Consider the following 10,475-nt stretch of genomic DNA (forward strand, 5'->3'; position numbering starts at 1 on the left):
GCGGGATGCGCATGCACACGACGGCGGGGCGGACGACGAGTCGTCCGAAGCCGTTGCGTTGATGCGCGATCCAGCGCTTGGAAATGGTCAGGGGCATGGGCGGCTTACTTGACCCGCATGCCGGGCGCGGCGCCCACGTCCGGCGACAGGATGTAGAGGCCGCCGGTCTTGCCGTCCGGGTCGGAGGCGGCCAGCACCATGCCTTCGCTCAGGCCGAACTTCATCTTGCGCGGCGCGAGGTTGGCCACCATCACGGTGAGGCGGCCGACCAGCGCGGCCGGGTCGTAGGCCGACTTGATGCCGGCGAACACTTGGCGCGGCTTCGGGTTGCCGGCCTCGTCGGTCTCGCCGATGTCGAGGGACAGGCGGATCAGCTTGTCGGCGCCCTCGACATGCTGGGCATCGACGATCTTCGCGATACGCAGGTCGACCTTGGTGAAGTCGTCGATGGAGATGTGTTCCTTCGCCGTTTCGGCCGTCTGCGCGGCGTGCTGCTGCTTTTCCGCATGGCGCTGTTGCGAGCTCGCGGCCTTGGCGGTTTCCGCCGGCTTCGAGGTGGCTGCCGCGGCAGCCGGGGCGAGCGATTCGCGGTTGGCTTCCAGCAACGCGTCGATCTGCTTGCGTTCCACCCGGGTCATCAGGTGCTGGTAGGCCTTGATGGTGTGGCCCGCGGGCAGCGGATGCCAGCCGGCGTTCCAGGTCAGTGGCTCGATGGCGAGGAAGGCTTCAACCTGTTCGGCGAGCGCCGGCAGCACCGGCTTGAGATACAGGGTGAGGTCGCGGAACAGGGTCAGCGCGGTGCTGCACACCGTGTGCAGCTGCGCCTCCTGGCCTTCCTGCTTGGCCAGTTCCCAGGGCTTGTGGTCGTTCACGTACTGGTTGGCCATGTCGGCGAGACGCATGATCTCGCGCAGCGCGCGGCCGTAGTCGCGTTCCTCGTAGGCGCGGGCGATGATCGCCGCCTCGAAGGCGGTCTCGAACTCGCCGGTGGCGCGCGGGTCGCTGGCGCCCAGCTTGCCGTCGAAGCGCTTGGCGATGAACCCCGCGCAGCGGCTGGCGATGTTCACGTACTTGCCGACCAGGTCGGAATTGACCTTGGCGATCAGGTCGTCGAGGTTGAGGTCGACGTCCTCCATGGTGCCGTTGGATTTGGCGGCAAAGTAGTAGCGCAGCCACTCGGGGTTGAGCTTCTGCTCGACGTAGGAGTGCGCGGTGATGAAGGTGCCGCGGCTCTTGCTCATCTTGGCGCCGTCCACGGTCAGGAAACCGTTCACGCACAGCTGGCTGGGCGTGCGATAGCCGGCGAACTTCAGCATCGCCGGCCAGAACAGGGCGTGGAAGTAGAGGATGTCCTTGCCGATGAAGTGCACCATTTCGGTACCGGCGGCCTCGGCGCGCGCGGCGTCGGTGTAGTCCTCCACCGTGATGTCGCCGCGCTTCTCGGCATGATGGCGGAAGCTGGCGAGGTAGCCGATCGGCGCATCCAGCCAGACGTAGAAGTACTTGCCCGGCGCGCCGGGGATCTCGAAGCCGAAATAGGGCGCGTCGCGCGAGATGTCCCAGTCGGAGAGCTTGTTCTCGCCTTCCTCGCCCAGCCATTCCTTCATCTTGTTGGCCGCTTCCGCCTGCAGGCGGCGCTGCCCGGCGGCGTTGCTGCCGCGCGTCCACTCGCGCAGGAAGGCCACCGCGCGCTCGTCGGAGAGGCGGAAGAAGTAGTGCTCGGAGGTGCGCAGCTCGGGCTTGGCGCCGGACACCGCGGAATAGGGGTTCTTAAGCTCGGTGGGGGCGTAGGCCGCGCCGCACACCTCGCAGTTGTCGCCGTACTGGTCGGTAGCCCCGCACTTGGGGCATTCGCCCTTGATGAAGCGGTCCGGCAGGAACATGTTCTTGACCGGGTCGTAGTACTGCTCGATGGCGCGGGTGTCGATCAGTTCGGCAGACTTCAGCTTGCCGTAGATGTCTTCCGCGTAGGCGCGGTTCTCCGGGCTGTGGGTGGAGTGGTAATGGTCGAAGGCCACGCCGAAGGCGGTGAAGTCGCGCAGGTGCTCGCCATGCACGCGGGCGATGAGCTGCTCGGGGGTGATGCCTTCCTTCTCGGCGCGCAGCATCACCGGCGTGCCGTGGGTGTCGTCCGCGCACACGTAGTGCACCGTGTTGCCGCGCATGCGCTGGTATCGCACCCAGATGTCGGCCTGGATGTAGCCCACCAGGTGGCCGAGGTGGATGTCGCCGTTGGCGTAGGGCAGGGCGTTGGTGACGAGGATCTTGCGGGACATGATGTAGGGGCCGGGCGAAAAACGAAATTTTAGCAAACGCCGACGCCCTTACACCGACGATTGTGGCGTAGGAGCGGCAGCCGCCGCGATGGAGCGGCGGTTTCCTGCGGGACCGGTCCTGTGCCTAATAAAGCGGGCGCAGGATCAGTTCGACCCGGCGGTTGGCCGCCTGCCCGGCCGGGGTACCGTTGTCGGCGATCGGTTCGCTCTCGCCGCGGCCGTCTGCCGACAGCCTGAGCAGGGCGATGCCACGGCTGCGCAGGAACTCGACGACGGCTTCCGCGCGGGCGATCGACAGGCGCAGGTTGTGCAGTTCGCTGCCCATGCTGTCGGTGTGGCCGACCACATCCACGGCCGCCAGCGCCTGCGCCTGCAGCGCGGGGACCAGCTTCTGCAGCGTGGCGGCGAGTGCCGGGCGGGGCTCGGTCTGGTTCGGGGCGAAGCCGTCGGCCGCCGGTATGCGCACCAGCAGGCTGCCGTCCGGGCGCGTCTGCACGGCGGTGCCCGGCAGCTTGCCGATGTCCGCTTCGAGCGCGGCGCGCACGGCCGGCCAGTCGATCGCGGGCCGCGCCTGGGCGGCTTCGCGGCTGCCCGCCCCCGCGGGGGCGCTGCCTTGCGTGGCACAGCCGGCGAGCAGGACGGCGCAGACGAGGGCGGAGGTCAGCAGGCGGGCGTTGTGCATGGTGTGCGGGCTGCAATTGGCTGGTGGGCGGCGATCTTACCCGCTTCGCGGCGGGGAGAAAAAACCCTGCGAACCAAGAGGGTGAGTGCACCGTGGCGCTCCGGTATCATTTTGCGCAGCGAGCCTGCCGCAGGCGGGGCTCCCCCGACACAGAGGACAGAACAAAATGAGCGTGAGCGTCGAGAACGTCAACGAGGCACTGAAATCGGTGCTCGATCCGAATACCGGCAAGGACTTCGTCACCGGCCGCTGTATCCGCAACCTGTCGGTCGATGGCGGCACGGTCCGCTTCGGCGTGGAGCTCGGCTATCCGGCGCGGAGCCAGACCGAACTGGTCCGCAAGCTGGTCACCGACGCGGTGGCCGCGTTGCCGGGCGTGACCGCGGTCGAGGCGGACGTGTACTGCAAGATCGTCGCGCATGCGGTGCAGCATGGCGTGAAGTTGCTCTCCGGGGTGAAGAACATCATCGCCGTGGCTTCCGGCAAGGGCGGCGTGGGCAAGAGCACCACCTCGGTGAACCTGGCGCTGGCATTGGCCGCCGAGGGCGCGCGGGTGGGCATCCTGGATGCCGACATCTACGGGCCGTCGCAGCCGCAGATGCTGGGCATCGGCAACGAGCGCCCGCAATCGCTGGACGGCAAGAGCATGGAGCCGCTGGAGGCGCACGGCATCCAGGCGATGTCGATCGGCTTCCTGGTGGACCAGGAGACGCCGATGGTGTGGCGCGGGCCGATGGCTACCCAGGCGCTCAACCAGTTGCTCAAGGACACCAACTGGAAGGACCTCGACTACCTGGTCATCGACATGCCGCCGGGCACCGGCGACATCCAGCTGACCCTGTCGCAGCAGGTGCCGGTGACCGGCGCGGTGATCGTCACCACGCCGCAGGACATCGCGCTGCTCGACGCGCGCAAGGGCATCAAGATGTTCGAGAAGGTCGGCGTGCCGGTGGTCGGCGTGGTGGAGAATATGAGCATCCACATCTGTTCCAAGTGCGGCCACGAGGAGCACATCTTCGGCACTGGCGGCGGGCAGAAGCTGTGCGCCGACTACGACATCCCCTTCCTCGGCGCCCTGCCGCTGGACCTGCAGATCCGCCAGGAGGCCGACGGCGGCACGCCCACGGTGGCCGCCGACCCGGACGGCCGCATCGCCGCGATCTACCGCGAGATCGCGCGCAAGGTGGCGGTGCGGGTGGCCGAGAAGGCCAAGGACATGACCCACAAGTTCCCCAGCATCGTGGTGCAGAACACCTGAGCGCAGCCCGGCGGGGCGCGGCCTGCGCGGCGCCCCGCACTGTCCCTTTCGAATCGGCGGCGCTTGTCCTACACTACGCGGATTTTTCACCGCCGGCCCAGGTGCCGGACAGGCAGCCAAGGAACCGCGCCCGATGTCCATCAAGTCCGACAAGTGGATCCGCCGCATGGCGGAACAGCACGGCATGATCGAGCCGTTTGCACCGGAGCTGGTGCGCAACAACGAGCACGGCAAGATCGTCTCCTACGGCACCTCGAGCTACGGCTACGACGTGCGCTGCGCCAACGAATTCAAGATCTTCACCAACATCAACTCGACCATCGTCGACCCCAAGGATTTCGACTCGGGCAACTTCGTCGATTTCACCGGCGACGTGTGCATCATCCCGCCGAACTCCTTCGCGCTGGCGCGCACCGTCGAGTATTTCCGCATTCCGCGCAGCGTGCTCACCGTGTGCCTGGGCAAGAGCACCTACGCACGCTGCGGCATCATCGTTAATGTCACCCCGCTGGAGCCCGAGTGGGAAGGCCACGTGACCCTGGAGTTCTCCAACACCACACCGCTGCCGGCCAAGATCTACGCCAACGAAGGCGTGGCGCAGATGCTGTTCTTCGAGTCGGACGAAGTGTGCGAGACCTCCTACAAGGATCGTGGCGGCAAGTATTTCGGCCAGACCGGCGTGACCCTGCCCAAGATCTGAGGCAGCCACGGAACGGGTGATTCTACGAGGGCCGCTTGCCGGCCCTCTGTGCTTTTCGGCAGCAGGCGGCCGTCACGCGGCGGCAACCACCACACGGGTATCATGCCCATTTCCCGGCCCCGGGCCGGACTGAACGCTGGAGAGAAAGGGATGCGTTTCCATTTTCCGGTCATCATCATCGATGAGGACTTCCGTTCCGAGAACGCTTCGGGCCTGGGCATCCGTGCGCTGGCCAAGGCCATCGAGGAGGAAGGCATCGAGGTGCTCGGCGTGACGAGCTATGGCGACCTGACCTCGTTCGCGCAGCAGCAGAGTCGTGGTTCGGCCTTCATCCTGTCGATCGACGACGAGGAGTTCTCCTCGTCCGAAGCCGCCGACAAGGCCATCGCAGGCCTGCGCGCCTTCGTCGAGGAAATCCGTTTCCGCAACGCCGACATCCCGATCTTCCTGTACGGCGAGACGCGCACCAGCCGCCACATTCCGAACGACGTGCTGCGCGAGATGCACGGCTTCATCCACATGTTCGAGGACACCCCGGAGTTCATCGCGCGCTACGTGGTGCGCGAGGCCAAGAACTACCTCGATTCGCTGGCGCCGCCCTTCTTCCGCGCGCTCACCCATTACGCCGCCGACGGCTCCTACTCCTGGCACTGCCCGGGGCACTCGGGCGGGGTGGCCTTCCTGAAGAGCCCGGTGGGGCAGATGTTCCACCAGTTCTTCGGCGAGAACATGCTGCGCGCCGACGTGTGCAACGCGGTTGAAGAGCTCGGTCAGCTGCTCGACCATACCGGCCCGGTGGCGGCCTCCGAGCGCAACGCCGCGCGCATCTTCAACTGCGACCACCTGTACTTCGTCACCAACGGCACCTCGACCTCCAACAAGATGGTCTGGCACACCACCGTGGCGCCGGGCGACATCGTGGTGGTGGACCGCAACTGCCACAAGTCCATCCTCCACTCCATCATCATGACCGGGGCGGTGCCGGTGTTCCTGACGCCCACGCGCAACCACTACGGCATCATCGGGCCGATCCCGCTGGCCGAGTTCTCGATGGAGAACATCCGCAAGAAGATCGAGGCCAACCCGTTCGCCAACGGCGCCAGCGGCAAGAAGCCGCGCATCCTGACCATCACCCAGTCCACCTACGACGGCGTGCTGTACAACGTCGAGGCGATCAAGGACCTGCTCGACGGCCAGATCGACACCCTGCATTTCGACGAGGCCTGGCTGCCGCACGCGGCCTTCCACGACTTCTACGGCGACTACCACGCCATCGGCGCGGACCGTCCGCGTTGCCGCGAGTCCATGGTGTTCTCCACCCAGTCCACCCACAAGCTGCTGGCCGGCCTCAGCCAGGCCTCGCAGATCCTCGTGCAGGACTCCGAGACCCGCAAGCTGGACCGCGACATCTTCAACGAAGCCTACCTGATGCACACCTCCACCAGCCCGCAGTACGCGATCATCGCCTCGTGCGACGTCGCCGCGGCGATGATGGAGCCGCCGGGCGGCCCCGCGCTGGTCGAGGAGTCGCTCGCCGAGGCGGTCGAATTCCGCCGCGCGATGCGCAAGGTCGACGCCGACTTCGGTTCGGACGACTGGTGGTTCAAGGTCTGGGGGCCGGAGTACCTCGCCGAGGAAGGCATGGGCACGCGCGAGGACTGGATGCTCAAGGCCGGCGAACGCTGGCACGGCTTCGGCGATCTCGCCGAAGGCTTCAACATGCTCGATCCGATCAAGGCCACGGTGATCACCCCGGGCCTGGACGTGGATGGCGACTTTGCCGAGTGGGGCATTCCGGCGGGCATCCTCACCCGTTATCTTGCCGAGCACGGCATCATCGTCGAGAAGACCGGGCTGTACTCCTTCTTCATCATGTTCACCATCGGCATCACCAAGGGCCGCTGGAACACGCTGGTCACCGAGCTGCAGCAGTTCAAGGACGACTACGACCGCAACCAGCCGCTGTGGCGCGTGATGCCGGAGTTCATCGCCAAGCATCCGCGCTACGAGAAGGTCGGCCTGAAGGACCTGTGCGCGCAGATCCACAGCTTCTACAAGGCGCACGACGTGGCGCGCCTGACCACCGAGATGTACCTGTCGGACATGGTGCCGGCGATGAAGCCGACCGACGCCTTCGCCAAGATGGCGCATCGCGAGATCGAGCGTGTGGCGATCGACGAACTGGAAGGGCGGGTCACCGCGATGCTGGTCACCCCCTATCCGCCGGGCATCCCGCTCTTGATCCCGGGCGAGCGCTTCAACGCGACCATCTGCCGCTACCTGCAGTTCGCGCGCGATTTCAACGCCGCGTTCCCGGGCTTCGAGACCGACATCCACGGCCTGGTGCGCGAGGAACGCGACGGTGCGGTGAAGTACTACGTGGATTGCGTGCGCCAGGACTGAGCAGGGTGCTTGCCTGTGCTGGAACGGAGAGGCCGCCTGTGGGCGGCCTCTTGCCATTCAGGGACGCAGACGGCGATAGGTGACGAAGTCGAAATCGAACTCGTTGTCCGCGTCGGCCTGGTGGGGCTCGCGGGCCACCTCTTCGAAGCGTTTGCGATCGTAGTCCGGGAAACGGGCGTCCCCGTCCACGTCCGCCCACACCTCGGTGAGCATGATCGTGTCGGCGTCCTCGATCATCTGGCGGTAGAGTTCCGCGCCTCCGATGATGAACAGCTTCTCGGCACCATCTGCCGCCGCCAGCGCGGCAGCCGGGCTGGTGAAGGCTTCCGCACCGGCTGCCTGCCAGGCGGGGTCGCGGCTCACCACGAGATTGCGGCGCCCCGGCAGCGGGCGTCCGAGCGACTCCCAGGTCTTGCGCCCCATCAGGATGGGATGGCCGAGGGTGGCGGCCTTGAAGTGCGCGAGGTCGGCCTTCAGCCGCCAGGGCAGGGCGTTCTCGCGCCCGATGACGCCGTTGCGGGCGACTGCCGCGATCAGGATAACTTCCGGCCGGTGGCTCATACCGCCACCTCGGCCTTGATGTGCGGGTGCGGATCGTAGCCTTCCAGGGTGAAGTCCTCGAAGCGGAAGGCGAAGATGTCCTGGACCGCCGGGTTCAGCCGCATGGTCGGCAGCGGGCGCGGTTCGCGGCCGAGCTGCAGGCGGGCCTGCTCCAGGTGGTTCGAATACAGATGGCAGTCGCCGCCGGTCCACACGAAGTCGCCCGGCTCGTAGCCGCACACCTGCGCCATCATCATCGTCAACAATGCATAGGAGGCGATGTTGAACGGCACGCCGAGGAAGATGTCCGCGCTGCGCTGGTAGAGCTGGCAGGACAGCCGGCCGTCGGCCACGTAGAACTGGAACAACGCGTGGCAGGGCGGCAGCGCCATGTTGTTCACCTCCCCGGGGTTCCAGGCCGACACCAGGTGGCGGCGCGAATCGGGGTTGTTCTTGAGACCATCCACCAGCTGTGCGATCTGGTCCACGGTGCGTCCGTCCGCGGTTTCCCAGCGGCGCCACTGCTTGCCATACACCGGGCCGAGATCACCGTTCTCGTCCGCCCAGTCGTCCCAGATCGACACCCCGTTGTCCTTGAGGTAGCGAATGTTGGTGTCGCCCTGCAGGAACCACAGCAGTTCGTGGATGATGGAGCGGGTGTGCAGTTTCTTGGTGGTCAGCAAGGGGAAGCCGTCGGCCAGGTTGAAGCGCATCTGCCAGCCGAACACCGACAGCGTGCCGGTGCCGGTGCGGTCGGTCTTGCGGTGACCGTGCTGCAGCACATGCTGCATGAGTTCGAGGTACTGGCGCATGAATCGTGTCCTGTGCGGAGAAGCACCGATTCTAGCTCGGACTGCCTGTGCTAATCTGCCGCATCGACAGCGTGACGGTATCTGCCGCGTCAGCGAATCCGCCAGGGTCGCCGTGCACGGCGCTGTCGCGCCAATCTTCTGCGGATGGAGAAGTGCATGCTGTCATCGGGCCTTAGCGCAGGCGGCGGAACCGAGGGTGTTCAACCGGCGCTGCGCGCCACCGGCTCCGTACCGGGTGTGAGTCATGCGATCGCCGGCCTTCAGGCGACGACCGCCTCCCTGGATGGATTGCGCTCTCCCGACCGCCTGCCGGCGGCAGCGCGCCTGGCGCTGATCGCCCAGCTTGAAGATGACGCCCGCAATGGCATAGCGAGCGTCATGATCGATACCGAGCGCCTGCCCGCGCACGGCCTGGCCGGCTGGCCCAGGTTCGCGGACGAGGCCTGCAGGGTCTTCGGTGCCTTGCTGGAGACCTATGGTGCATTGAGCGACCTGGACGGGTTGCCCGCCGAACTGCGGGCCGAAGTCGATGTACGACTGGCAGGGGCCGCGGCTCAGCGGCTGCGCTGGGAACTGCAGTCCTGCGGACCCGAGCACCCTGACCTGTGGCGCAGGGTCGGCGCGGTTTGGCTTCGTAGCGAAGGTGCGGGCGCCCCCGCCCTCGAGTGCCTGCGTACCTTCGCATACTTCAGTGCAGGGCTCGACCAGTTGCCGCCCGCTGCGCTCGAGGCGGTCGATAGCCTGATCGGCCTCGCCGTTCCCTATCTGGCGCTTGCGCCGAGCGCAGAGGCGGCGGGCCGGTATGTCTTTCTCCCGGGGGCTGGTGTGCCTCCGCGCCGATTCGTGCGCGGGGAGCAGCCGTCCGAGGGCGCGCTCGCGCTGCTGACCGAAGGGGCCTACGCCATCCTTGCCGGCCTGTCCGGTCAGGTGTCGCACGGCGTGGTGCCGGCGGGTCTGGGGGGCGGCGGTGTCGACGCCGCCCATCTCTCGGTGGCGCTTCAGGTTCTCTTGCGTCAATGGTCAGACGCCCCGCCTGCAAGGCGCTATCGTCGTCACCTGCTTACCGGACAACTGCGTGCGGTGCGCGGCTTCGAGCCCGTCCGTGCGCTCCTCGCGGGCCAGCAGGACTCCGACGGCGGCGCCTGGCAGATGCAGGACGCGAGCCGGGGCGGGATAGGCGCCCTCGTCCCGCAGGGCGATCACGCGAGCATCGGTACGGGAGACCTCGTCGGTCTGCGGGCACAGGAGGGTGACGCATGGCATCTCGGCCTCGTGCGGCGCAAGCGCCAGACCGGAAGCGGCCCATTCGTCGGCGTCGAAACGATCTCGCAGAGCCCGGAACTGGTCTCTGCCGACGACGGGCGCGCCGCGTCCGAAGTCCTGCTGTGCGACCCGCTGCTCAAGGGCGAGGCCGTGCGCATCCTCACCGCACCGGGGGCGCTCTCGGGCGCGGGCGCGTTGTTCATCAATCGTCAGGGCTCCATCCACAAGCTCAAGCCGCTCGAGGCGAGTGCATCAGGTAGTGATTTCGAGCTCAGGGTCTATCAGGTTCTTTGATTTGCGCGCATTGAAGTGATGGGAAAAGGGCGCCGTCCGCGAGGTCGGCGCCCTTTGTCCTTGATTCGCTGGCTCTTTCGGTACGGTGCGGTGCGGTGTTATCGGTCGCTTGTTGAAATTCTTCGTTCAGGGCGTTGACAGTCTTTTCATGGTGTCTATAATGCGCACCTCTTTCGCGCTGCACGGCGCACCGGTGTTGAGCCGGGGTGCTGCGAAAGTCAGTGTTTAAGCGGTTCTTCAGCGGTTT

The 10,475-nt window shown here is 66.5% G+C and carries 9 protein-coding genes; 4 read left to right on the plus strand and 5 right to left on the minus strand.

Annotated features, from left to right (window positions below; all coding sequences use genetic code 11):
• Positions 1–104: 104 nt before the first annotated feature.
• Both metG and IAI53_RS17295 read right to left on the minus strand, forming a co-directional pair.
• The gene (gene metG / locus IAI53_RS17290) at positions 105–2,276 is read right to left on the minus strand and encodes a methionine--tRNA ligase (RefSeq protein WP_187719377.1); all 2,172 of its coding nucleotides are present in this window, start codon (positions 2,274–2,276) and stop codon (positions 105–107) included.
• A 124-nt stretch (positions 2,277–2,400) separates the two neighbouring features.
• On the minus strand, positions 2,401–2,958 hold the full coding sequence (locus IAI53_RS17295) for an OmpA family protein (protein WP_187719378.1): 558 nt from the start codon (positions 2,956–2,958) through the stop codon (positions 2,401–2,403).
• 166 nt (positions 2,959–3,124) lie between these two features.
• On the opposite strand from IAI53_RS17295, the gene apbC reads away from it, so the two are divergent.
• From apbC to IAI53_RS17310, 3 genes are all read left to right on the plus strand, one after another.
• Positions 3,125–4,216, plus strand: coding sequence for an iron-sulfur cluster carrier protein ApbC (gene apbC, locus IAI53_RS17300; protein WP_187719379.1), 1,092 nt, complete (start codon positions 3,125–3,127; stop codon positions 4,214–4,216).
• A gap of 133 nt (positions 4,217–4,349) precedes the next feature.
• On the plus strand, positions 4,350–4,916 hold the full coding sequence (gene dcd / locus IAI53_RS17305; protein WP_187719380.1) for a dCTP deaminase: 567 nt from the start codon (positions 4,350–4,352) through the stop codon (positions 4,914–4,916).
• Between the two features lie 150 nt (positions 4,917–5,066).
• Positions 5,067–7,319, plus strand: coding sequence for an arginine/lysine/ornithine decarboxylase (locus tag IAI53_RS17310; protein ID WP_187719381.1), 2,253 nt, complete (start codon positions 5,067–5,069; stop codon positions 7,317–7,319).
• A gap of 57 nt (positions 7,320–7,376) precedes the next feature.
• On the opposite strand, the gene IAI53_RS17315 is transcribed toward IAI53_RS17310, so the two are convergent.
• Together IAI53_RS17315 and IAI53_RS17320 are read right to left on the minus strand one after the other, a co-directional pair.
• On the minus strand, positions 7,377–7,880 hold the full coding sequence (locus tag IAI53_RS17315) for a dihydrofolate reductase (RefSeq protein WP_187719382.1): 504 nt from the start codon (positions 7,878–7,880) through the stop codon (positions 7,377–7,379).
• Positions 7,877–8,671 (minus strand): thymidylate synthase, encoded by a 795-nt coding sequence (locus IAI53_RS17320; protein ID WP_187719383.1) that lies wholly within the window; start codon positions 8,669–8,671, stop codon positions 7,877–7,879. The genes IAI53_RS17315 and IAI53_RS17320 overlap by 4 nt, the downstream gene beginning before the upstream one ends.
• Before the next feature lie 156 nt (positions 8,672–8,827).
• Between IAI53_RS17320 and IAI53_RS17325 the strand changes: the two genes are divergently transcribed.
• Positions 8,828–10,228, plus strand: coding sequence for a glycoside hydrolase family 18 protein (locus tag IAI53_RS17325; protein ID WP_187719384.1), 1,401 nt, complete (start codon positions 8,828–8,830; stop codon positions 10,226–10,228).
• Here the strand turns inward: IAI53_RS17325 and IAI53_RS18490 are convergent.
• The coding region (locus IAI53_RS18490; protein WP_222948330.1) for a hypothetical protein at positions 10,206–10,475 on the minus strand (270 nt) is incomplete at its 5' end. The genes IAI53_RS17325 and IAI53_RS18490 overlap by 23 nt on opposite strands.

The organism is Thauera sedimentorum (genome assembly GCF_014489115.1).
Lineage (GTDB): Bacteria > Pseudomonadota > Gammaproteobacteria > Burkholderiales > Rhodocyclaceae > Pseudothauera > Pseudothauera sedimentorum.

Excerpts from the sequence above, each read along its gene's own strand:
- IAI53_RS17315 (WP_187719382.1), bottom strand. The coding sequence starts at position 7,880 with ATGAGCCACCGGCCGGAAGTTATCCTGATCGCGGCAGTCGCCCGCAAC.
- IAI53_RS17325 (WP_187719384.1), top strand. The coding sequence starts at position 8,828 with ATGCTGTCATCGGGCCTTAGCGCAGGCGGCGGAACCGAGGGTGTTCAA.
- IAI53_RS17295 (WP_187719378.1), bottom strand. The coding sequence starts at position 2,958 with ATGCACAACGCCCGCCTGCTGACCTCCGCCCTCGTCTGCGCCGTCCTG.
- apbC (WP_187719379.1), top strand. The coding sequence starts at position 3,125 with ATGAGCGTGAGCGTCGAGAACGTCAACGAGGCACTGAAATCGGTGCTC.
- IAI53_RS17310 (WP_187719381.1), top strand. The coding sequence starts at position 5,067 with ATGCGTTTCCATTTTCCGGTCATCATCATCGATGAGGACTTCCGTTCC.
- dcd (WP_187719380.1), top strand. The coding sequence starts at position 4,350 with ATGTCCATCAAGTCCGACAAGTGGATCCGCCGCATGGCGGAACAGCAC.
- IAI53_RS17320 (WP_187719383.1), bottom strand. The coding sequence starts at position 8,671 with ATGCGCCAGTACCTCGAACTCATGCAGCATGTGCTGCAGCACGGTCAC.
- metG (WP_187719377.1), bottom strand. The coding sequence starts at position 2,276 with ATGTCCCGCAAGATCCTCGTCACCAACGCCCTGCCCTACGCCAACGGC.